Below are 24,044 nucleotides of genomic sequence, written 5' to 3'. Positions count from 1 at the left end.
TTGTTCGAGGTTTAGAGGTCGAGTTATTTTTTATAAGATTCTGTCGCATGTGAAATATCTCTAGCTATGCAATTATAAATGTGAAAGAGCCAACAATTACTTAAGTCAGTACTTGTTTCTATTAAAATTTATTATGGAGAAAGAGATATGTTCTTTTCTGGAATTCAAAACACAATCAATGCTGAGCTGTTTAGCAACATGCCAATTAAGGATCAGAACACTAGTCTGCAAAATTTGTATGACAAAGGTTATTCTGTTCCTGAAATATCCAAAAAAATTGGAATTCAAAGCGGTACCATATACAAGCGAATTGATGCTCATAGAGGTCGTAAAGGGTTATTCGCAGGTTAAGTTTGGGTTAAGCCATCACTTTTGTTAAGTGATGGCTTCCTATTGAAGGGATGAATTATGACGTTGAGCAAGACAATTGAAAATTTGAAAGAAGAAACGCTAATTCGGTACCTTAGTAAGTCAGAAGTGCATTGGTATAACACGCCTGAATACTTCAGCCCTCTTTACCGAAAGTTTATTGCTACTCTGATAGAAGGTAAGGAGCCTGAAGGTTTTAGAGAAAAGTTCTTACAGCAAAGTATTGATGTTCAAAATGAGCTTATAAATGATGAATGTTATAAGAATAGCGGGGTGCTTTTTGATCGGTATTTACTTTGCATATATCCGGCACGATACGAGCCATCTAATCCTCGAAAGCTTAAAGACCATGAATTAAATGAGAGGGGGCTGCTTTCGTATTTGCAAAAAGAATATGGGCGATCATCTAATGAGCATCAATCTTTTCAACTTTCTCGAGAAATAGAGGGAATCTTACAGCTATTACCATATGAAGATGGAGATGTGGAAGGGAAAGAAATCAAGGAGAAATATAAAGTTGAAGCAAAATCATCCTGCTTTAAATTGGTAGTTCTTAAGCACAAGCTAAGTCTAATCAATAAGAAATGGATGGAGCTGATTAGGTACAGGGAGCCAAGTAAAGCCAGTCAAGCTAGCATGGATAATATCGTTGATTTCAATATGAGTAGCGACGAACACGCCAAATTGAACACTGCAGTTATTAAACGCTTTTACTTTGAAATTGATGAAGGAAAAGCTGCCGGTGATGATACATATTCGTTTCGGATTAATCAGATACCTTATTATTTGCGAGTTTTGGAAGAACAAGTTAAACAAGAACTATGGGTTGCTTTAACTAAAGGGAAAAATATAGAGTCAACAAAGGAGAGGATTTTAAATAGATTTGAAGTGTGTAAATCTGAGGTGGTTGGAGGTTTAGTTAATCATCACTACAAAGACTATGATCAGAAGTTAATGGATCAATTACAGCATACCATTTTGGTGAATCAGTTTTCTAACTCCTTCCTTGCAGAAAATGAGCTTATTAAGTTGTGTAGCGATGAGTTTTTCACCTTTTCGCACAGCACAGATTGGCTAACATCCAATAATGAGAATGAGCGAATTGAGGGACTAATGAATGAGTTGGGCATACCTGAGAACGAATTCAAAAAAGAATGGGTTGCAATGGCAAGCACGTTAGCACGTATGCTTTCGTTCACAAACAAAACCTTGCGTCAACTTATGCCTACTACCCAAATGAATATATGCATTTTAATTGTAGCTATACTAAAGAGCCCCCAATCGTCAAGAAATAAGGCTGTAAAAAGTAAGATAGCGGGGTCATCTAAAAATAATTATTCAATTTATAATGATTTGAAGAAAGCTCATGATTGGATCATCAAAAACGATCCTGATTTACGGGATAAACACAGTATCAGTAAGCTGAGACCAACAAGTTTGTCTTTCTTTAAGTCAATATATGAAGAGATACACTATTCTTTGGTGTGCTCCGTAGAAGGTAAAAAAGTTAGTCATGGCACTTTTAACAAAATGAGGTTGATTCACTTTGATATTGTGAGTGATTTGCTCGGAAAATTAAGAAAGCAATCGCATTTATACACCATTTGGATAATCGAGTCGTACTATGTAAAGAAGCGTAATGGGGACTTGGGACCACAAGAACTCCCCCTATCACTCAATGTTCCCGGTTCTAAGCATGGTTTGTTAGGGATTATTGAGCATCATATAATAAATACTGAATGGGGAGGTGCTCTTGAATCGTTAAAAGAACGCCACTCTGTTACTTGGAATCCTGTCTCTTGGATGAAAGAACAAGTTTTAGAGTCGAACATTGAACTATGATTCTTAGCATTTAGTAGTTTTTATAGAACAATTACAGTGGCCTCAGCCAGTTATGAGCTAAGCTTTAGAAACATTTGGTAGCAGCAAAATCGACAAAGAGAGACCTGTTTATCTAATTAGCAATGTTATCTGACTTTGCATAAACCCCTGTATCGAAGGTGCAGGAACAGGTTCGTATTTAAAAATTCCAAACCATCTGAAACCATGTTGGTATTTAGTCTATCCAGATTGTCATTGGACGATTCAGTTGACTTACAGGCTGACTCAATAATTTTAGTAACCGCTTGATTTACTTATGTAAGTCAAGCGGTTCGCTAAAATCACCCATCACCAAATCACATTTCCATGTACTGTTTGGTACACGGTTTTCTGCTTATGAGCAAAAAGCCACTTTATAAAACATACTATTACTCATGTCACAATCAATAATTCTCTTGAATTCCCAACGCTTGGCGTTTTACTAGCTACACTTACTCTCATACTTTGGGTTTTTACCCACGAATAAATGTGAGAGAAATCAATGGCAACAGTTACATTTTACGGTGCGGTGCAAGAAGTTACGGGGTCATGTCATCTTGTTCACTCGGATGCGCTTGGAGAGGTCCTTCTAGATTGCGGTATGCATCAAGGGATGAGAGCAAAACACTTTATTTCCCGCGAACAGTTTGCTTTTAATCCTTGCAGTATAGACATGGTCATTCTATCTCACGTTCATTTAGACCACTGTGGTCGGTTACCGTCTTTGTTACATGAAGGGTTTGCAGGCCCTATCTATTGCACCGAAGCAACGGCGCAACTATTACCCATCATGCTATTTGACGCGTTGAGTTTGTACGAAAACGATTTACGCCGGGAAAATCGTAAGCGTGCACGTAAGGGGTTACCTGATATCGAAGCTCATTATTCTAAAGAGGATGTACTCAACGTATTGGACTGCCTAAAACCACTTGCATATAAGCAACGAGTGGCAATTGGCGAAGGGGCATATGTATGTTTTCACGATGCAGGGCATATACTGGGGTCTGCGATTACCGAGTTGACGGTCACTGAAAATGGCAAACAAAAGAAATTGGTGTTCTCTGGCGATTTGGGTAATACCGATACTTTGCTAATGAATGACCCTGTGTGCTTGGAAGAGGCTGATATGGTGTTGATGGAGGGAACCTATGGGGATCGGGAGCATAAGTCTTTAGGTGATACGCAAACCCAGCTCAAGGATATTCTGCATGAGGCTTTTGTTAGAGGGGGAAATGTAATGATCCCCGCTTTTGCAGTGGGACGCACTCAGGAACTATTACTTTATCTTGGCAAGCTACAACAGGCGGGAGATCTCGATAATTGGCAGGTTTTTCTCGATAGTCCAATGGCGATTGAAGTCACTTCTGTTTATGACCAGTGGCTACCAACACTGGACTGTGAGGGAGTAAAAAAGCTTTGTACGGGTGAGCAAACGTTATTAAAGAACTTTCTCTCTACCCTGCACTTGATGGTTGACGCAGAAGACTCAATGGCTATCAATAAGATAAGCAGTGGCGCTTTGATCATAGCTGGCAGTGGCATGTGTACAGGTGGACGGATCACCCATCACTTTAAACACCGAATTTGGGATAGTCGTAATACCATTATTTTTGTTGGCTATCAGGCGAATGGCACCTTGGGTCGGATATTAGTCGATGGAGCACAACACGTTAAGTTGTTTGGTGATGATATTATCGTCAAAGCCAATATTGAAACTTTAAACGGCTTTTCTGCACATGCGGGGCAGGCGGCACTAGTTGATTGGGCGAGTCACTTTAAAACAGACCCAAAAGTGGTGTTGGTACATGGTGAACCGGATGCCCTTATGGGCCTGGCCGACAAACTTGAGCAACTGCATGGTATTAAGGCTGAAATTCCTATTTTAGGCGATACTCTTGAATTTTGAACGCTGGTGTTGATTAGCATTAAAAATCCCGCTTTTTGGCGGGATTTTTTGTCTAGCTGCTGTTGGTTAGTGGCCTAGCTGAATACGAACACCAGCGTTGACGGTAAATCCGTCGTTGCGAGACCAAAGGTCGGTTGTCCAACGTCCACTTGGCGCTTGTTGTGGCAGCAGCAAACGCTCATCCTTGGTCTGTCTTACATCAAGGAGGTTTTCGGCGTTTACGAAGTAGCTCACGCTGCCAAAAGTAATTTGACCGAGCAATCCCAAATGCCAATAGGCGTCGCCTTTCTCACGGTAAGGGTTATTCTCTAGGTGCTGTGTGCCGGTGTAATACGCTTCGAAGCCCAACAAGTGACTACCATGTTCTTCCCACATGACAACAGCACCAGCTGAATGTGTTGGAGTTAGCGATAAGGGTAAACGCCCCGTACCAGATAGGTTCTGCTTAGTCGCATCGGTGTATAAATAACTGCCGGTAATTTTCAGGTCATGCCAGCGGTAGCGTAGCAGTAATTCAGCGCCGCGGATCTCACTTTGACCAGGCGCGTTAACCAAACGCACTTGTTTATCTGTTGACTCAGCAAGTGGGTTGATAACTTCCAGCTCAGTGACATTGTCTACGTTTGAGGAGAACAGGGTGACGCTGGTTTCAACGCTATCAAACACATAACTCATATCAATCGACGCGGTGGTGGCATGCTCTTCCACAAGGTTATTGAGGGGGTCAAGGCGAGATAAACCCGCGTCCTCAATATCTTCGATAAATGGGGTTGGAGCAAAGAAGCCTTGGCCGTAGCTACCGCGAACAGTCCAGTTATTGGGGCTATAGAGCACAGATATTCGTGGACTAAATTGTGTACCATACTCGTTATGCCAGTCAGTGCGAGCACTCAATGAAAGGGATGTGTTTTCACTTGCTTCAAAATCTACTTGAGAAAATAGCCCTGGAACTTGGTAATGGTAATTGAATGCTGAAAACTCATCAGAGCTAAAGCGCTCAGACTGGTAAGCTACACCCACAAGCCAGGCAATATCAGTGCTGTAACCCGATACGCTTGATTCTAGTAAGTAACTATCATGGTTGTCATTTTCATTTATGGTGCCATACCCATGAGTGTGTCTCTGCTCCATCGCTGAACCACGGACATTGAGATTAAGCACGTCACCGACTGGCTGCTCAAAGGTAAAACCACTATCAAGTCTCAATGTTTCTTGATTTTGTATAAAAGGAGTGCCATCGGGAGTTACCGCCCCCTCAGCCGTACCGCCTTGTCGTTTTTCTTTCATTGCACCGAAGGTTAGGTAGAGGTTTGCGTCGCTCCCACCTGACCAATAAAAGCGAGGTCGAATGGTGGCTCGTTCATAACTTGCCATATCTAGCCAGCCATCGTCATCTAAGTCTTGTTGCTGCTGGTGGTGTGCGCCGGCGGTGATTGAAGCTCGGAGCCCATGACTTATCGGTGCAGCTAGGTAAGTGGTGACATCCTGCCCATTTTTAGATGTGGCATTGAGCAGCATCTCAGCTTCTAGCTCGTCAGAGGGCGTTCGAGAAATCAAGTTTACCACTCCACCTAGGGCGGAACCGCCATATAGTGATGATGCAGAGCCTTTAATGATTTCCACATCGGCCAGATCGGTAGGTGGAATTTGTAATAAACCGATAGAGGCAACTGAACCTCCGTACAGTGGCAAGCCATCACTGAGTAATTGTGTGTAGCGGCCATATAAGCTCTGCAGACGAATATTGGCGCTACCAAGTGCCGGTGAAGTGTTTTGTACACGTACTCCACCTGTTTCAGCGACTAACATGGAAATGTTGCCCGGTCGCATCAAGGCTTTTTCTTGAATTTCTTCGCCATTGATGATTTCAATTCGCGTGGCGGATTCGGTAACAATGCGACCTAATCGAGAGGCCGTTACTTGGATTTTCTCAATCTTGTCAGCATGTTCAGAGTGATGGTTTTCACTCGCGTAGGATGTTGATAATAGCAACGCGGTAGACAGCGCGACTAAAGAGTATGTGTTTAGCATTTTATGCCTCAAGCTGCATTAGCAATTGCGTCATATGCGCAATCGCCTATAAGTAAATAGGTATGTTTCTTGTTTAGTGATGCTATACGGTAAAAATAGGAGGGCGGTATAAGGAAGTGGCAAATGCCCGTGTAGCGGTTGAATTTGCTGGTAGCACAGGCTCAGTTAAATTCACTAAATTAGAATGCATTACAGGGTTTTCAATATAGAGAAAAGTAATACAGGTGTTTGCTGGGCAAATACAGTCATCTTCACAACACTCAATCTCACAACAATCATCCGAACTTTGCGATGCAATTTGTTCATCGCCTGAGGTGGCCAATGCTTGTTGATGCTCAGAGGTGTTCGAAACCAAGCTATCATTGTCTAATATCATAGATGGGTGAGCCATTGATTGCCCTATAAAGGTAGTCAGCATAATCATTATTATTATTAATTTTAACAATGGCTTGTACATCGTGTTCTCAAGTAAACGTAGCTAGATATTGTAAGGACTTTTGAACAGTATGTGAAGTTGGTAGCAGTACTCACTTTGAGTTAAGCAAGCTTTTTCTGACTGTGAAACCATTCGTTGAATTTTGGTCTACCTCTTTGGCAAGCTTGTAATCTAGCCTTTAAAGCATAAGAGGGATGTAGTCTCAATCAATATTGGCAGGTTACAAGGTAGGCTCGTGCTAGTGGATTTAGGAGGGATGTATATTCAGTGTTAAAACAGGAGCATGGGATGATTGTGGTTTAGGCCATGTCGGATAGGCAATGGGTTATAAATGTAACTGAATCAATAAATTTATCGTCAAATGAGCGGTCTCGTATATAACTCGACCGCTCTAACCTCAATACTTAAACGCGTGAATCTAAGTGTCTAACATGTCCATATGTTTGTAAGAGATTTTAAATTAACAAGGCTCGTTACCACACATTCTTGGTGGGCTTTTAATTAATGTCACAGTTTTAGATATTTCATCGGTATGGCCATCATTATCAGTCACTCGTCCCCTTACTTGGAAAGAATCCCCTGAGTTGCCATATAAACTCAATGAATCACCCGATTGCTTTACGCCATTGACCCAAAGCTCTGCTTTCACAATATGTCCGTCACTATCAACACCATGTGCTTTTACATAAGTTTCGGTTGTTCCTTCATCACGGATAACTCTCACACCGGCAACAGGCGTATATTCACACTGTAGTTCCATTGTCGGCTCAGTATGTGAATAGGGAACTTCTGCGTTACACGAGATACCTGTTCGATACGTATACTCTCTTAGCATCCATGTATTAGAATTAATAGTTGCCATACCTGACAAGGTCGTCCATTGTCGAGTTGTTTCTGGGACGTATTGGCTTAAAACCTCAGAATATGTGTGACGTTGAGACTTTCTATTTTGGTCATATCGAGTGTAGTGATGGTAAGCAGGACACGACGCTTGGCCTGCATATATTTTCGTTTCTGACACTTGTACATTTTTACAATTGACGGGATTGTTACCTGCATTTGCTGCTGTTGTAAGTAATAAACACTGAGCACTTATACCTAACAAGGCACTTTTTGACAGTATTGATTTTTTATTATTAGAAGTTGTTGAGCTGGTCATTTTATCTTTACCTTTTTTCATTTTTAATGTTTACAAAAATTGCATTCAATTAGTTCGTGCTCTTTTAGCAACACTAGCGAGCAGCGACTTCTCGAATCAGATTTGTGCACAGATTAAAGGCTTTTCTAAGCAGCTGTTAAAAAAAGAAGGACAATGAGTTACAATATCGGGACATTAAATATAAAAGCTTATATATCAAAAGTATACAGGTAGATAAAGTGTCAATATGTTGCTTTTGTTGTGTTTTTTATAATGAATGCTGTATTTGAACCGTGCTTAGGCTCAAGGAGCAAATTGTACATATTCAAGTAAAATTAAGTGTGGAGTCCATGAATATTGCCCATATCGCTTTTGTCCTAATATGCTGCCTTGTCCAATCAAGCTATGTATTTGCGTCAGAACCAAGCACGCAGTTTGAAGTTTCGGGCCCGTTGTTTCATAAAATACAGCCTACAGAAAGCTTAGTTTTTGGAAATGTGAGAAACATTGAACAGGATAATTCAGGCTTTATTTGGTTTACTTCTGCCGCAGGGTTATTTAGGTATGATGGCACACACTTTTTACATCACCCACTACCGCAAACTCCTGATGTTTTTGACATTAAGTTTTATAACAAAGCAATGTGGATAACCACTTTAGAACATGGATTGTACAAGCTTAATTTAGAGACTCAGGAGATAAAGAGGTATACCCAAAACTCTGTTGATCTTTCTAAGCGACTACCCACCAATTCATTGGCCCAATTAACCATCTCCGGAAGTGTTTTATGGATAGCTACCTCTGAAGGGATAGCTCAATTAGATCTGATAACGGAAACCATCGTGGTTAACCCAATATTAGAAGAAAAGTTACCACGCGACCTTAATAGTAAAAATGTACTAATGGACAGCAAATCTAGATTATGGATCACGACGTTTGGTAGCGGGTTATACATGTGGGAATCTAAGAATAACCTCATGCATCATTATAGTGGGATAAATAACACGGCCAATCAGATAAACAGCTCAAATGTAACTCATGTCGTTGAAGATCAAAACGGAACGATCTGGATAGGTACATTTAATGGCATCCAGTACTTTGACGAACAAAAGCAGTCTTTTATCAGCGTGAAGGGGATTGAGAAAAAATCCATTAGTAGTTTAAACGTGAATAAGAGCGCAGAGATATGGGCAGGGACCTGGGAACAGGATCTATATAAAATTGACCCGAAATCAAAGGTCGCGAGCGTTATGAGTGCAAAGCTCTCCACAGATAAATCTCTCAACCAATTGCAAGTTTACGATAGCTTTGAGGACCAAAACGGTAATATGTGGTTCGCTTCAAATGACGCCATCTATCAATTAAGGTTTTCAAGCCTATCTTTTACACACCTTGAGCACTCACTTAATGAGCTATGTTATATCAGGGGGCTATCGCTGCGTATCCGTGATGAACTTTGGTTCAGTTGTAATAATGAATTACTGGTGACAAATACACACTTAACCTCTGAAGCAAAGACTGTTTTTAGTGCACCCGATGAGATATCAAATCTAATCATTGATGGTAAAAATAACATTTGGCTGTCGTTTTTCAGGGGAAATGACCTGATTAAGTATGAACCTAATAACAACACGTACACTCACTTTAAACCCGGGACTGGTAAGGGATTACAGGGCGGAGTGGTGCTTGGAATCGAAAAGGATATTGATGGTGAGCTATGGGTTGGTACATACGCAGCGCACATCCCCGGTAAGAGTGGTCAGCTACTTAAATATGATGAGAAGAACGGACAGTTTGAACCTCACGTCACTGATATCGATGTAATTAGTTTGTCAGCATTGAATGATGGCTCGCTACTATTAGGGACAAATGATGGTATTTTCCGTTATCAGCCCCATACCAGGCTCTATACCCGAGTAGACCCATCCAACAATGTCTCAGGAATTGGCAGAATTAACTCTCATTTTAAAGACAGCCAAGGCGATGTATGGTTCAGTATTTTTGAAGTTGGCTTACTAAAGTACTCATATAAAACAAAAAAACTTAGTTTTGTGCAACTGCCTACGCACATAAGTAATAGAGAATTTCAAAGTATTTCAGAAGATGCTGATGATAACTTGTGGTTCAGCTCACAACGTAACCTTATCCGGTACTCTAAAACCGATCACACAACAGAAGTATTTACCTCTAGTGATGGCTTGAACGTAGAGACCTTTATGCGATCCTCATCGGTCTTTACTGAAGATTCTGGGCTATTATTTGCGGCGATAAATAGCATTGTTAAAATACATCCGAAAGCCTTATCTGCAACGTCGTTAGACACTCCCACAGTCTTAACTGATTTTAAAATCAAAAATCAAGCTGTGGCATTGAAAAACCAAGACCCATCATCCCCTTTAGATACAGCAATTCATGCGACGGAGAGGCTGACACTGTCACATGAAGACTACTTTTTTTCCTTTTCATTTAACAACTTAAATTACATGGATGCGTCGCTCAAACATGCTTATAGACTAGAGGGGCTTGATGAAGATTGGGTGTACACCACAGGACGTAATAATGTTGCAACCTACACAACACTACCTGAAGGGCGTTATATATTTCAGGCTAAGTCTGAAAATCTACAAGGTCAGCTTGTCAGCGTAAGTCAGCCTCTCGTTATCCAAATTACACCACCCATATGGAAGACTTGGCAAGCCTATGCGATCTACGTGTTGCTTTTGTTATTGATTTTATACGGCACGATTCATATTCGAACGAAAGTTTTGACTATACGAACCAAAGCACTTGAAGCTGGTATTCGTGAAAGAACCGCTGAATTAGAAGAGCGAAACCAAACGATAGAAGCACTGTTTAATACCAAAAAGCAGCTGTTTGCTAACGTATCTCACGAATTTAGAACACCGCTGACACTAATACTCGGACCAATAGAAAAATTGCAAGACACCCTTACCGACTCGAATGTTAGAACGCAAATTTCGTTAGTCAAAAAAAATGCACAAAGGCTACTTTATATGGTTGAACAACTACTGGAGTTGGCCAAAATAGACTCGCCTAGCCAGGTCGAAAAACAGCACTATGACCTTAACCAGAGCATTGTAATTATCATTGCTTCTTTTCAGTCTACAATCGAAGAAAAGTCACAGTCTCTTGAATATAAATCGACCTTTGATGGTGAACTGGAGCTCGTTCGTGACTCACTCGATAAAATAATGCTTAACCTAATCTCTAATGCCACAAAATATACGCCGGCGGGCGGCAAGATAACGATTGAAACACGTTTGACTCATGATGGAATAGAGATGATCGTATCAGATACAGGTATGGGTATTTCTCTCAAAGATCAAGCATTAGTCTTTGAACCCTTTATGCGAGTTAATGATCAGCATGTTGATTATGAGGTGGGCACAGGTATTGGTTTGGCGCTCGTCAAAGAGCTTATACATGCAAATGGTGGCTCTATAATAATTGAAAGTGAGCCTGGCAAAGGCGCTTCTTTCATCTTAAAGTTTCCTACTGAAACGGTCATTAGTACGTCATCAAATAGCCGGTTTTATTCTGTACCACACACATCCGATAGTGTGCCTTTACTCGTTAATAAAAGTGATGCATATAGTGAGTATGTTACTGGAACCGCCAATTCAGACCGCAAAATCGTGTTAGTCATTGATGATAATATCGAAATGTTGAATTACCTTGAAAGCGTACTCAGTAGTGAGTTTTCATGCTTGTTAGCGCAAGGTGGTAAAAAAGGACTAGAAGTAGCCACTGAAATAGTACCGGATCTGATTCTGTGTGATGTCATGATGCCAGATATAGACGGCTACACCACGGTTGAAAAGCTACGAGAAAGCGAAGTAACTAGTCATATACCTATCATAATGCTGACAGCCAAAGGAGATATGCAAAGTAGAATTGAGGGCTGGAAACGAAATGTCGATGATTACATTCCTAAACCTTTCCATCATCAGGAGCTAAACACTCGTTTAACCCGTTTATTGTCGATACGAGACAAGCTGAAAAAGAAGTTTGCCAAGAACTTACTAGACCTGAACTTTTCCGCAGGAAAGGCTTCTGTAGAAATTGGCCAAAGAGACAGTAAGTTCATAGATAGATTTGCAAAAATTATAGAGCATAACTATCAGCACGAGGCATTTAATCGAAGTCAAGCAGCCGAACTATTGGCGATGAGTGAGCGACAGCTAAATAGAAAGTTGTCAGCATTACTTGATCACAACTTCACTGAATATTTGAGAAAATATCGTTTACATAAAGCGCTCACTTTACTAGGTAAAGGTAAGCAAATACAACAAATTGCTGAGGATGTCGGATTTGCATCTGTGACATACTTTAGCCATTGCTTTAAGCTAGAGTTTGGTAAGAGCGCAAAAATATATGAAAAAGAAATGCTTGAGATGAAAAAGCAACAACTCGACAATTAGTTTATTTAGATGGCTGGGTGTTGCCTATATTGTCTGCGTAATCGGCGTGATATTTACCAGAAAATAATGATTTCGTGACTTTATTTTTTGTCATCCTTTGAATTAACTAGCCAACGTAGTCCGTCATAGACAGCGTTTAGGCAAAGACAAGTATTGTGAAATTCATATTGTTCATTCTCCGGTCAAACTCAGTAATCCAACGGGCACTGTGAGTTACAGCATTGCACCGTTGCTGGCTTAAGTTTGGGATTAGAAAATAGTTACCGAGCTGAATAAAAATACTCGCGGTTAAGTGCTCCGCCGACTAATCCACAGATAGCTATAGGTTCGCAGGGCTTATATGGACACATTGGGCGTGAATATGTAGTTTATTAAGCAAGGCATATTAGAGCCAAAAAGTTACTCTAATATGCACTTGTATTATTTTAAGAACATGCTTGAGAAGCGCTTACTGTTCTTGATTTAGCTGGGTTAACTTATCGCCAATGGGTTTTGAGAAATTATAGCCATCGTATTTATCCCAGTTGATAGACCAGGTCATCACCCCACCAAAGTTTGGATAGAGTTTACTCGGTACGATACTTGAACAGCTGACTCCTTTTATTAAGCAATCCAATGCGGCGGTAATATTCGCTATGGGAGCTTGACCTGAATTTGCTGATTTTGGGCCTGAAGGTAAACCAATCGCTACTTGATCATCACGCAGAGGCATAAAGCGTGTACCATTGGCTAACTCAAACCCTTCTACCAGCATCTTCGCATGTGCGACCATCATGTTGATTGACCCCTCAGGAGCACTGCCTGGTTCATACGGATTTGGTAAACCGCCATTGTTGTATAGCTGTACATGCAACAGATCTAGCGTGTCGCGAAGTTCATTGATCAGTGGAATGTAAGCTCCCCAAATACCAGAGTAGGCAATCATTCCTCCGTGCACATAAGGGTGTTCGGGTGCCATGGTTAACACCATATCGCCACCAATATTTTGCTCGATCTGCTTTAGGGCTCTGGGTAAGCGAGCCTGAATTTGCGAGCCATGGACTAGGTTCGAGCCGCTTTCTAGGTCAATGTCTAATCCGTCAAAGCCCCATTCATTAATAATCGCTGTGAGGCTGGCAATAAAGTTTGCTTCATCGGTGTCGGTATTGAGAGTAATAGTACCTTCTGCGCCACCCAGACTTAACACAAATACCTTTCCTTGAGCTTGCAGGTTGCGCATATCTTGCTTGAATTGCAGAGGATCTATTGGCGGACAATTCGAGTGAATATCTTTTTCAAACAGGTTGAAGTGTACTGTGCCATTTGAATTTCTATCATTATCAGCAAAAGCAATGTCTATGATATCCCAAGCATCAGACATTTGGTTAAGCGGTAATGGACAGCCAGCGGGATTAACAAAGTTGTGCCAATAGCCGATGAGTTTGTGCGTTTTGCCCAGTGGCTTTTCGATCACTTTAATGCTGACACCTTCACTGCTGGCTTCGTTACCCAAACTGTCTTTTGCGAGCGCAACAATGGTTTTATTGCCTAAACTCGCAGGAGTGTATGGTGCAGAATAAGGTGTGGTGGAATCGGTTGCAACAACAACGCCATCAACTAAGAAGCTCACTTGGGTTACTTCTCCAAGTAAAGCTGAGGCACTGGCTTTAAGCTCAACCGTATTGCCTAAGGTTAACTGTGCTCCAGCAGTTGGGGCGGAGATATTCGCAACGAGTGGTTGATCAGTCACACTGACTATCTGTTCACTTGTGCTTTGATGGCCTTCATTATCGATAGCCAAGGCTTTAAGTGATATTGTGCCTAGTTGTTGGGCTTGCCAATTTATGTTGTAAGGGGCTTGGGTTAGGCTTGCAAGCAGGGTATTGTTGGCATAAATATCAACCTGTTCTACTTGACCATCGGCATCGTTAGCGCTTACGCTGATTTCATATTGGTTGCCCTGTAATAACGTGCTATTTGGTGCAGGGCTGATGAAACTAACCTCTGGTCTGATGGCACAAATGCCTTGGTCGGTCCAAGCTTCCTGCCAGTGTTGGCCCACTCCTGGCTCATAAGCCCACAACGCGGTTGAGCTACACCAAGGGCCGATATCGCAGCGATATTTATGGTTGTTATGAGATACAAAGTCACCAGCACTATATGGACCGCCAGCTTGATACGCTGGAATGTTAGCGCAGCCACCAGAGCTAGAGCCGGTGACTGTGATCATGGCTTGCGCACTTGCTGTGGCATCTAAATCATCCGTAGCAATCACTTTAATTTGTTGTTCACCAACACCAGCTACCCATTCGTGTTCATAAGGTGCATCCGTATCTTTGGCCAATAAAGTGTTATTTAGCCAAAAGCTGACTTCTTTGATTTGGCCATCTCTATCTTGTGCATCAGCACTGATCTTAATGACCTCACCTGTTTTGTATTGACTGTTGTTTGCTGGGGTAAGTAACTCAATCGTTGGCGGCAAGTTTGGCATCCCGTCTCGCACGAATAGCACGGCGGTGTCACTCCTTTTCGTAGCGCCCTGATCATCAGTTACCACTGCGCTTACTTGATATTCACCTACAACGGTCTGCCAGTTGATTTGATACGGCTCGTCACTATCAACGCCAATGGATTGATCGTTAATGAAGAATTCCACTTGCACCACGTGTCCATCGTTATCACTTGCTTGAGCACTAAAAACAGCGCTGTCATTTACAGGTAAAGTAGTGCCGTCAGTAGGGCTGGTTAACGTGATATTGGGGGTTTGATTAGCGCTACATTGACCGAGTGATTTCCAAACGGAATAAGGAGTTGAATTGTTTATAGGTGATTCAGATCTTGTCCACCACTGAGCTTCAAATGCAGTATTTTGTTGTCTGACAAGATCACCTTTTACATAAACTTCGCTCGTTGACCAAGTACTTAGACCATCACAGTTGTAAGCAAAAACATGTAATGGTAGGGCGGATAAGCCCAGCAATACATGCAGCATCTTTCTTTTGTTTAGGTTCATGATTTTTCCTTTACAGTTGTATTAATTTTGCTCAAAGCAAATTTCAGCATATAACCTAGGTACATGTTAATCAATTGTGATTTAGTTATAAGGTGTGAGGTTTTGAGCATAATGTGTTGATATACGCTCTACAATGGTGGGTAAACAGTTGGTATCTGTTATACTTGATTTCTTACTCATGAGTTGATGAAGCTTTTATTGGCTTAAGTAAGTACAGTTGGCTGAGTAAAGGTACGTTAAGCGCGTTCATTCACTCGGGCTTATGCCACTGTTGTAATCCTATCTTAATTGTTGAAGATAAGCCCCAACACATGAGAGTTTAAATGACATTTTCTGACTTGGGTTTATCTCCCGAAATTGTTCACTGCATTACCGAAAAAGGCTATACCACACCAACACCAATTCAGGCTCAGGGGATCCCTGCTGTATTATCTGGAAAAGATGTTATGGCTGCGGCGCAAACGGGGACTGGTAAAACAGCTGCCTTCACCCTTCCGATTATTGAACAGCTATTACATCAGCCGCGCCCTCATGCCAATCAAGCTTTGGCGTTGGTGTTAGCTCCTACGCGTGAGCTTGCGTTACAAATTGCTGAGAACGTAGAGGCATATAGTCAGGGGACGCGATTGCGCTCCGCTGTCGTTTATGGGGGCGTTAAGATCAATCCGCAAATGATGCAACTGCGAAAAGGGGTTGATATTTTAATTGCCACACCAGGGCGACTGTTAGATTTATACAACCAAAATGCGGTTAAATTTAATCAATTACGCACTTTGGTGTTGGATGAAGCAGACCGTATGCTCGATATGGGGTTCATCCATGATATTAAAAAGATTATCAAGTATCTGCCAAAGACGCGCCAAAACTTACTGTTTTCTGCCACTTTCTCAGAGCCAATACAGGCGCTGGCGAAAGGTTTAATTATTGATCCTATTGAGATTTCGGTTACGCCTAAAAACGCTGCATCGAAGACTGTTACACAGTTTGTGTACGGCATCGATAAGGCTCAGAAAACGAAATTACTGAGTCATTTGATCCGTAGTAAAAATTGGCAGCAGGTGTTGGTATTTTGTCGTACCAAGCATGGCGCCAACCGTTTGGTGACACAGTTAGAGCGAGATAAGATCACTGGTGCTGCAATACATGGTAACAAATCTCAGGCGGCGCGAGTAAAGGCATTAAATGGCTTTAAAACTGGTGAGATCACAGTTCTTGTGGCAACGGATATTGTGGCGCGTGGTTTAGATATTGCTGAGCTCCCTCACGTTGTGAACTATGATTTACCTAATATTTATGAAGATTATGTACACCGTATTGGCCGCACAGGAAGAGCGGGTAGCGATGGTGTAGCAGTCTCCTTTGCTACTTTGGATGATGCTGCTGATTTATATGGTATAGAGCGTTTTATTGGTGCGTTGATCCCTCGTGCACAGGAACCTGGGTTTGAACCAACTCACCCAGTGCCAGAAAAAGCACTGGATACACGTCCGGTTAAAGCTAAAAAGCCTAAAAAGGCAAAGCCACATCAGGAACATCAGCCTGTGGATGCTAACAAGCGTCAACAAAATCCTGCTACGAAAAAAAGTAAACCGAATAGCGCAGGTAAGGCACAGCAACAAAGAGTTCGTTCAGCGATTGACAATCCAACTAATGCCAAACCAAAACGCCGTCGCTTTAAGCCAAAACCGACCAAGATATAAACACACATTGTGTTATTCGCCAGTTTAGCTCATGCTAAAGTGATTGACTAAACCGTCATTTGATGACGGTTTTTTCTGTTTACTCTGGCTAAGTGTAAGGGAATAACATGGCTGATTACGCACTGGCTTGCATTGGTATTGCTATTTTTATTTATTCAATTAGTGTTCGACAATTAAACCGGGCAGAGCTAACAGGACCGATTTGGTTTGTATCTTTAGGTTGTATTCTTGGTTGGTGGTTCGCTGATGCGTGGCACTTTCAAATTCAAGATAGCGCTTTATTGCTGCCTATCATAGAGATCACACTGGCTATTGTACTGTTCAGTGATGCGGCAAGAACGCGTTTACGGGTATTATTTCACTCCTATCAACTTCCTTTGTTAATGCTGATAGTGGCGTTGCCTTTGACCATGCTCTTTGGCACTCTACTGGCGCATTGGTTGCTGGCGCTACCGTGGTTACAAGCGGCTTTGTTGGCGGTGATCATCAGTCCAACCGATGCGGCTTTGTGCAAAGGGTTTATTACTAAAAAGAATGTTCCTGCAAATTTAAGAGAAGCCATTAATATTGAAAGTGGCTTAAATGATGGTTTATGTATTCCCGTTTTTGTTTTTTTGCTAGCGGTGGTAGCGGGGCAGATTGACGCGAGTTGGTTTGAGTTATTGGGTTTGTTTGGTAAAGAAGTTGGTATTGCGCTGTGGGTTTCAGGATTATTAACGTGGCTGGCAATCATTGCAATTTCGGCGGCACATAAAAGACATATGTTTGCTCTAAATTCCAGTCCATTTCTATTTATCGGCATTGCCATTGCCATATTTTCATGCACAGAGCTGCTAAACGGCAGTGGCTTTATTGCGGTATTCGTCAGTGGTTTGTTATTTGACCGATTCTACCAGCATAGTTTTAAAGAGCGACTAATAGAAGATGGTGAACACATTGCTGACTTTGCAACCTTGTTGATATGGGTGCTGTTTGGTGTGGTTGTCAGTCAAATTGTGCTACTTAACGCGCATCAGTTTGCGTGGCTGTATGCGTTACTGGCGGTCAGCGTGATCCGAATTGTACCAGTATTAGTTAGCTTATTACCCGCTAAGGTCAATATCTGGTCCAAATTGACACTAGCCTGGTTTGGACCAAAGGGGCTGGCATCGGTGGTACTTACGCTCATGCTGTTACAGGCCAATATAGAAGGAACAGAACTTATTGCCGAAGTGGCTGCATATACCATACTGCTCAGTGTATTTTTGCATGGGATCAGTACTCGGCCCATCGCATTGCGTTTTTTTCAAAAGAGCGTTAAGTAGGAATAACGGGTTTTTTATTTCGATTTATTAAATACTCTTCCAGATGACTATAAAATAACTACATGAAAAATAAAAATAATTTATTTTCTTTGTATATTTCAAGTTTAGAGTTTGCACTCAAATTGTCATATTGCTGCAATCAAAAAGTCATTATCAGTCCTTACACTAAGCCGCAATTTAATCAGTTGCGATTTTGGCAATTGAGCGCTCACGTTACAGGAAAGACACAATGAATAAGAAATTGCTGGCAGTAGCCATATCGGCTGTTTTATTAACCGCGTGTAATGACGACGAGACTAAAACAGTAGAGGTTATCAAAGAGGTTGAAGTGATTAAAGAAGTACCAGTTCCCACTGTTACTTCTGTAAAAAATGTCATCCTGATGATTGGTGATGGTATGGGCCCTCAACAAGTTGGTTTACTTGAAGAATATGCGCGTCGCGCACCTAATTCAATGTACAACGGTCGTGGTAATCAAACGGCACTTTCTAAGCTGGCAAACAATGGCCATTTAGGATTGTCTTTAAATGCACCACATGGGGCCAATGGTAAGCTTGTTACCGATTCTGCTTGTTCTGCAACGCAACTTGCAACGGGGCTTGCTGCAGGCTCTGAAATGATTGGTTTGGACGAGCAAGGTAATATCGTAGAGACTATTTTAGAAAAAGCCAAAAAAGCAGGTAAAGCGACTGGTTTAATATCTGACACACGTTTGACTCACGCAACTCCTGCTGCGTTCGCGGCACATCAACCTCATCGTTCTTATGAAGCTGAAATAGCTGTGCAGATGGTTGAAAGCGGAATGGTTGATGTGATGCTCTCTGGTGGTGCACGTGTATTTGTTCCTTCAGACATCAAAACGGATGAAGCAGACAGGAAAGCGATGGCTGATCTTGGCGCGCCTGAAAGTGTTTATAAAAAATCAAAACGCAGTGATGATCGCAATATTGTCTTAGAAGCAAAAGAGCAACACGGTTACACTCTGGCATTTGATAAAACACAGCTAGCCAATAGTGATGCTAATAAATTACTGGGCTTATTTGCCAACTCAGGCATGGCGGATGGTATCGCTTACAAAGCTTGTAAAGCGGATAACAGCTGTACTGAGCCTTCATTAAAAGAAATGACGCTCAAAGCACTAGATATTTTATCCAAAGATGAAGATGGTTTCTTCTTAATGATCGAAGGCGGTCAAATTGACTGGGCGGGTCATGCGAATGATGCTGGTTGGATGCTCAACGAACTATTAAAGTTTGATGAAGCAGTAGAGGCAGTATATGAGTGGGTGAAAGATCGTAATGACACATTAGTGGTTGTTACTGCGGACCATGAAACAGGTAGCTTCGGCTTCAGCTATTCTAACCACAACACGCCGGACCCTGTAACATTACCTGGCGATGGCATGAGAGGCAAAGACTACAAGCCTAAGTTCAATTTTGGCGGTTTAGAGGTATTAGATACTTTATATTCTCAGACTGGCACCTTCTATGATGTTATCGGTGAAGTAAATGGCAACTATGACTACTCAAATGCAACGGATCAGCAGTGGAAAGATGCAATTGAGAAATATACACCTTACACGATTACTTATGAGCAAGCGGCGAAAGTAAATGCTGTAAATGGCTTTAACAGCGATGGTTATCCACTGCCTAAGTTTGATGATTTTTCAGATTTCTATGTTTACGACACAGAAGATTTTACGGCTAAAGTGGGTCGAGTGCTCGCGACACAGCAAAACGTAGTTTGGGGAACCGGTACTCATACGGCAGCACCTGTGCCTGTGTACGCATTTGGTCCAGAAGGTGTTACCAAGCAGTTTTCTACTATGCAGCACCATGTTGATATAGGTCAGAAAATGATGATGGCACTTGGACTTAGCCAAGAGTAATTTAGCAAGCAGTTCCCTTAGACCTTGAGTCGTAGCCACCATTTGGTGGCTTTTTTGTTGTTAATCATTCGATATTAATGCTAATAAATCCTCTTCTGGCATGGGTTTAGCGTAGTAATAGCCTTGTCCAAAATCGCATCCAGCTTGTAGTAATAGCTGGTGTTGTGCTTGCGTTTCAATACCTTCTGCGATGACTTGTAAGCCTAGCTGATGCGCCATCATGATCATGGCTTCACACAGTGCTAAATCATCTTTGTTGTCTGCTATACCATCGACAAAACGTTTATCTATCTTAATGTAATCAGTATCCATTTGCTTGAGATAAGCCAGCGATGAGTAGCCTGTTCCGAAGTCATCTAACGCCAATGAGAAGCCTTGTGCGGTCAGTGTGTTGAGTCGCTTTTGTGTTCTTGGTTGAGCATTCATCATTAAACCTTCAGTGATCTCAATCACAATGTCACTAGGTGCTAAATGACGTTGTTTTAACTGTGTATGCCATTGGCTCAAGTAGCAATGCTTTGATGTAAACTGTACAGGAGAGACGTTAATACTTAGTTGTAGCTGTTCACCTAACTCCTTAATTTTGCATAAAGTGTTGCAAGCAGAATCAAAGATTAGCTCGCCAATTTTATGGATCAACTGCGTCTCTTCGGCTAAAGGAATAAATACATCGGGGCTGATCAAGCCTTTTTGTGGGTGTTGCCAGCGGATCAACGCTTCAGCCTTCTCTATGCTCAGGGTGTTGAGATTAACTATGGGCTGGTAATAAAGACAAAACTGCTGATGTTGCTGAGCGATACGCAAGTCTTTGAGCAGTTTCATACGATGTTCAGCTTGTTCGCGCATGTCATTACTGAAGAATGCATAGCCGCTACGTCCTTGCTGCTTGGCTTGATACATTGCTTGATCAGCCGCTTTTAGTAAGTGTTCGCTGCTATTACCATCTTTCGGGGCTCGGGCAATGCCTATGCTTGCGCTAATATGACAAGACTCATTACCAATATTGATATTTGGTTGTAGTTGTTGTAACACTTTATCCGCTAGTTCAGCGAGTGCATCATCATCTAAATAGTGGGTGACTAACACAAATTCATCGCCGCCAATGCGCGAAATTAGGCTGCATAGTGGACTAAGTTGGGTGAGTCGATTAGCAACTTCGGTTAAGAGTTGGTCGCCATAAAAATGCCCTAGGGTATCGTTTATATCTTTAAAGTGGTCCAAATCAAGCAATAAAATTGCTAATGCTTGTTTGCTTTGTCCAAGGCGACTTTTGAGGTGACGCTTGAGCTGTGTTCTATTAGCAAGCTCGGTAAGTTGATCATAGTGTGCTTGTCGCCAGATCAATTCATCCTGTTTTTTCTTTTCGGTGATGTCGGTAAAAATTGCGACTCGGCGATAGGGCTCTTTATTAGCGTTATACACACTGTTAATGGTCAACCACTCGGTGTAAAGCTCTCCGTTTTTACGGCGGTTGATTATCTCGCCCTGCCAGTTGCCATTTTTGTCTAGTTGTTGCCACATCTGTTCATAAAAAGCCTCTTCATGTTTTCCAGAAGCTAAAATGGCCGTTGTTTTACCGATCACTTCCGAGCGCTTAAAGCCCGTCACTTGACTAAATGCAGGGTTGGTATCGAGAATGTAGCCGTTGGCATCGGTTATCACCATACCTTCACTACTGTTGTTATAAACCAAAGCGGCAAGATTGATGGCTTCTTCTTGTTTTTTACGTTGACTGATATCACGGATCACTAAAATGGCTTGTTGGTGGTGAATAATAGGGCTCAAACGACATTCATATACATGCCTGACTTGCTTTTTAAGTATTGAGAATTCTAATTGGCAATGCGTGTGTTCGCTCAATTTTGATAATTCGCTGATCAAGCGTTTGTAGATATGCTCAGGAAATATCTGTTCTAATGGTTGTGCACGTTTAGCGAAGGTACCATGGCGCATTAAGATTTTACCTTGCTTGTTAAGTCTCAAATAGCTGTCAGGCATGGACTCAAGTAACGCGCTCAGTTCTGCGTGCTTATGTGACAGTGCAGATTCAATATTCAAGCGAATATTGGCCATTTGTTCAAACCTCAAGGCAATGGCATTAAATTCAGGTGTTTGTGATTTTTGTGACCAACGCACGGGCAATCCTTGTGAAAGTTCTTCAATTGCGTCAACGAGATTTTGTAAAGGCCTTAAAATAACACGTTGTAGATTCCAGTGCGCTTGCCAAATAAGTAAAGCAATGGCGAGAAAAAATAGTAGTAAAGTGATAGCTACTTCTTTATTTGCCTGCGCGATTGCTTGCTCAAAAGGTAATGAAACATGAACTGTTAGTGGGTTAGGAACGTTGTCTTGAGTCAGTGGTAGAGTAAAGTAAATACGTCTATGGCCGTTACTATCTTCCAAAATCTGTGCTTGATTTGGATTTATCTTTGGCCAGTAATCATCACTGCGGGTACCGAGTAAATCTCTATTAAATGGAGAGTGCGCAATAATATTGTGGTTTGCATCGCTGAGCATAACTTGACTATTTTGTGGTAGCGGCAGCTTAGCGAGTGCTAGGCTCCATTTGTCTAGGGGTTTAACAGCAACTAGAACGCTTTTCAGCAACCCAGCTTCATCAAATACTGGCATGGCAAAATTGACGGTTGCGCGATGAACAGAGCGGTCTTGTTGATAATGACCGATCGCAAATTGCTTAGATGAGAGAACGGTTTGAAAATAATCCCTATCGCTGATGTTAATTGGACGTGTGCCAGTTTGTAGCGAGCACAGCACATGACCATCCAATGCGACTATACCCATATTGGCAATGTCAGCAGACAAGATCTGTGCATGATCCAGAAGCGTCGGGCATTGACCATACTCGAACTCACGCATTGCAGGCTGTTGAGAGAGCTTAAGCAATAACGCCTTTGTGTTATTAATTTCTGTACTTTGCACTGCAACAATATGCTGAGCAAGCAGCAGCGCGTGATGCTCACTTTGTTCTAGTATTTCGGAACGTTCATCGAGTAATTGAGCTAGTATCACTAACAAACCAGGGATACAAATCAGAAATAGCAAACGATAAAAGCGTTTTGGTATTGATAAATTGGAAATAATCACACCTAGCGTGCAGATAAAACAACAACGCATAATACTAAACTGTGAGCTACATCGCCAAGTAATTGGGAGTTTTTTATTAATTATTAGCTAACTGAACTGTGCTAAAGGGCGTATTTTTGCTCAGTTTTTATAGAATTATTTATTATCACTGCTGCTAAAATCCTGTAATTTTTCTGTTAGGAAGTCGTAGTTTTTCATTGTTCCCACATTTTTCCACCGAATTCATAGACTTTCGCGAAACCCGCATTTTTTCTGGTCTCAAAAGCCATATAGAACCCTATATTTGCTTGACATAAAGTGCTGTCAAGCCCTAGACTGTAGTATTGTGGTAAAAAGTGGTTTTTAGTGGATCAAATTGGATCTTGAGTACTAGGCAGGTTGAGGTTGGTTTTTTAATGTTCAAAGGTGCAAGCTCGCTGAGCTTAGATGACAAAGGGCGTTTTGCGGTACCAACGAAGTACCGTCAACAACTGCTGTCAGAAGAACAGGGCGCACTGATCTGCACTATTGCTATTAACGAACCATGTTTATGGTTGTACCCCATGAGCGAATGGTATGAAATCGAAGCTCGCTTACAAAAACTATCCAATATGAATCCCAGGGCAAGACGTTTACAGCGTATGTTACTGGGCCACGCTACTGAATATCAATTAGATAAAAACGGTCGTATTTTGCTGGCACCTTCATTACGAACTCATGCAGGGTTAAGTAAGAAGATTATGCTAGTGGGGCTGTTGAACAAGTTTGAGATCTGGGACGAAGATCGCTGGCATCAACAGATGCAGCTTGACACTGAGCTTGAGCGAGGTGGTGAGTTTGAGCCTTCTCCAGAACTTGATAATTTCTCGCTGTAACAGAAAGTAAGGCAAAATT

Annotated in this window: 13 protein-coding genes; 8 read left to right on the top strand and 5 right to left on the bottom strand. The window is 41.7% G+C overall.

Going from position 1 to position 24,044, the window contains the following annotated elements; genetic code table 11:
- Positions 1–147: 147 nt before the first annotated feature.
- From BIW53_RS11510 to BIW53_RS11500, 3 genes are all read left to right on the top strand, one after another.
- Positions 148–351 (top strand): terminase gpP N-terminus-related DNA-binding protein, encoded by a 204-nt coding sequence (locus tag BIW53_RS11510; RefSeq protein WP_070992067.1) that lies wholly within the window; start codon positions 148–150, stop codon positions 349–351.
- Between the two features lie 57 nt (positions 352–408).
- On the top strand, positions 409–2,211 hold the full coding sequence (locus BIW53_RS11505) for a hypothetical protein (RefSeq protein WP_070992066.1): 1,803 nt from the start codon (positions 409–411) through the stop codon (positions 2,209–2,211).
- 520 nt (positions 2,212–2,731) lie between these two features.
- Positions 2,732–4,135 (top strand): MBL fold metallo-hydrolase RNA specificity domain-containing protein, encoded by a 1,404-nt coding sequence (locus BIW53_RS11500; RefSeq protein WP_070992065.1) that lies wholly within the window; start codon positions 2,732–2,734, stop codon positions 4,133–4,135.
- 66 nt (positions 4,136–4,201) lie between these two features.
- On the opposite strand, the gene BIW53_RS11495 is transcribed toward BIW53_RS11500, so the two are convergent.
- The 3 genes from BIW53_RS11495 to BIW53_RS11485 all read right to left on the bottom strand — a co-directional run bounded on the left by BIW53_RS11495 (position 4,202) and on the right by BIW53_RS11485 (position 7,782).
- Positions 4,202–6,166 (bottom strand): TonB-dependent receptor plug domain-containing protein, encoded by a 1,965-nt coding sequence (locus BIW53_RS11495; RefSeq protein ID WP_070992064.1) that lies wholly within the window; start codon positions 6,164–6,166, stop codon positions 4,202–4,204.
- Between the two features lie 82 nt (positions 6,167–6,248).
- On the bottom strand, positions 6,249–6,557 hold the full coding sequence (locus BIW53_RS11490) for a hypothetical protein (RefSeq protein ID WP_070992063.1): 309 nt from the start codon (positions 6,555–6,557) through the stop codon (positions 6,249–6,251).
- A gap of 505 nt (positions 6,558–7,062) precedes the next feature.
- A complete protein-coding gene (locus BIW53_RS11485) occupies positions 7,063–7,782 on the bottom strand; it encodes a hypothetical protein (protein ID WP_070992062.1) in 720 nt (239 codons plus the stop codon).
- Positions 7,783–8,090: 308 nt separating this feature from the next.
- Here BIW53_RS11485 and BIW53_RS11480 point away from each other — a divergent pair, with 308 nt between their 5' ends.
- Positions 8,091–12,182, top strand: a complete 4,092-nt coding sequence (locus tag BIW53_RS11480) for a response regulator (protein ID WP_070992060.1) — start codon at positions 8,091–8,093, stop codon at positions 12,180–12,182.
- Between the two features lie 448 nt (positions 12,183–12,630).
- On the opposite strand, the gene BIW53_RS11475 is transcribed toward BIW53_RS11480, so the two are convergent.
- On the bottom strand, positions 12,631–15,174 hold the full coding sequence (locus BIW53_RS11475; RefSeq protein ID WP_084228139.1) for an Ig-like domain-containing protein: 2,544 nt from the start codon (positions 15,172–15,174) through the stop codon (positions 12,631–12,633).
- A gap of 323 nt (positions 15,175–15,497) precedes the next feature.
- Here BIW53_RS11475 and BIW53_RS11470 point away from each other — a divergent pair, with 323 nt between their 5' ends.
- The 3 genes from BIW53_RS11470 (at position 15,498) to BIW53_RS11460 (ending at position 20,066) form a co-directional block, all read left to right on the top strand.
- Positions 15,498–16,874, top strand: coding sequence for a DEAD/DEAH box helicase (locus BIW53_RS11470; protein WP_070992058.1), 1,377 nt, complete (start codon positions 15,498–15,500; stop codon positions 16,872–16,874).
- Between the two features lie 107 nt (positions 16,875–16,981).
- The gene (locus BIW53_RS11465) at positions 16,982–18,178 is read left to right on the top strand and encodes a cation:proton antiporter (protein ID WP_070992057.1); all 1,197 of its coding nucleotides are present in this window, start codon (positions 16,982–16,984) and stop codon (positions 18,176–18,178) included.
- A 229-nt stretch (positions 18,179–18,407) separates the two neighbouring features.
- Positions 18,408–20,066, top strand: a complete 1,659-nt coding sequence (locus tag BIW53_RS11460) for an alkaline phosphatase (RefSeq protein ID WP_070992055.1) — start codon at positions 18,408–18,410, stop codon at positions 20,064–20,066.
- Between the two features lie 60 nt (positions 20,067–20,126).
- On the opposite strand, the gene BIW53_RS11455 is transcribed toward BIW53_RS11460, so the two are convergent.
- Positions 20,127–23,096, bottom strand: a complete 2,970-nt coding sequence (locus BIW53_RS11455; protein ID WP_245699398.1) for an EAL domain-containing protein — start codon at positions 23,094–23,096, stop codon at positions 20,127–20,129.
- A 470-nt stretch (positions 23,097–23,566) separates the two neighbouring features.
- On the opposite strand from BIW53_RS11455, the gene mraZ reads away from it, so the two are divergent.
- On the top strand, positions 23,567–24,025 hold the full coding sequence (gene mraZ, locus BIW53_RS11450; protein WP_070992053.1) for a division/cell wall cluster transcriptional repressor MraZ: 459 nt from the start codon (positions 23,567–23,569) through the stop codon (positions 24,023–24,025).
- Positions 24,026–24,044 lie beyond the last annotated feature (19 nt).

This window comes from Pseudoalteromonas byunsanensis, assembly GCF_001854475.1.
Taxonomy (GTDB): Bacteria; Pseudomonadota; Gammaproteobacteria; order Enterobacterales; family Alteromonadaceae; genus Pseudoalteromonas; species Pseudoalteromonas byunsanensis.
Note: the sequence above shows the minus strand (reverse complement) of the source record. Positions and strands in the feature narration are given on the sequence as shown.

Excerpts from the sequence above, each read along its gene's own strand:
- BIW53_RS11465 (WP_070992057.1), top strand. The coding sequence starts at position 16,982 with ATGGCTGATTACGCACTGGCTTGCATTGGTATTGCTATTTTTATTTAT.
- BIW53_RS11510 (WP_070992067.1), top strand. The coding sequence starts at position 148 with ATGTTCTTTTCTGGAATTCAAAACACAATCAATGCTGAGCTGTTTAGC.
- BIW53_RS11470 (WP_070992058.1), top strand. The coding sequence starts at position 15,498 with ATGACATTTTCTGACTTGGGTTTATCTCCCGAAATTGTTCACTGCATT.
- BIW53_RS11460 (WP_070992055.1), top strand. The coding sequence starts at position 18,408 with ATGAATAAGAAATTGCTGGCAGTAGCCATATCGGCTGTTTTATTAACC.
- BIW53_RS11490 (WP_070992063.1), bottom strand. The coding sequence starts at position 6,557 with ATGGCTCACCCATCTATGATATTAGACAATGATAGCTTGGTTTCGAAC.
- BIW53_RS11495 (WP_070992064.1), bottom strand. The coding sequence starts at position 6,166 with ATGCTAAACACATACTCTTTAGTCGCGCTGTCTACCGCGTTGCTATTA.
- BIW53_RS11475 (WP_084228139.1), bottom strand. The coding sequence starts at position 15,174 with ATGAACCTAAACAAAAGAAAGATGCTGCATGTATTGCTGGGCTTATCC.
- BIW53_RS11480 (WP_070992060.1), top strand. The coding sequence starts at position 8,091 with ATGAATATTGCCCATATCGCTTTTGTCCTAATATGCTGCCTTGTCCAA.
- BIW53_RS11485 (WP_070992062.1), bottom strand. The coding sequence starts at position 7,782 with ATGAAAAAAGGTAAAGATAAAATGACCAGCTCAACAACTTCTAATAAT.
- mraZ (WP_070992053.1), top strand. The coding sequence starts at position 23,567 with ATGTTCAAAGGTGCAAGCTCGCTGAGCTTAGATGACAAAGGGCGTTTT.
- BIW53_RS11505 (WP_070992066.1), top strand. The coding sequence starts at position 409 with ATGACGTTGAGCAAGACAATTGAAAATTTGAAAGAAGAAACGCTAATT.
- BIW53_RS11500 (WP_070992065.1), top strand. The coding sequence starts at position 2,732 with ATGGCAACAGTTACATTTTACGGTGCGGTGCAAGAAGTTACGGGGTCA.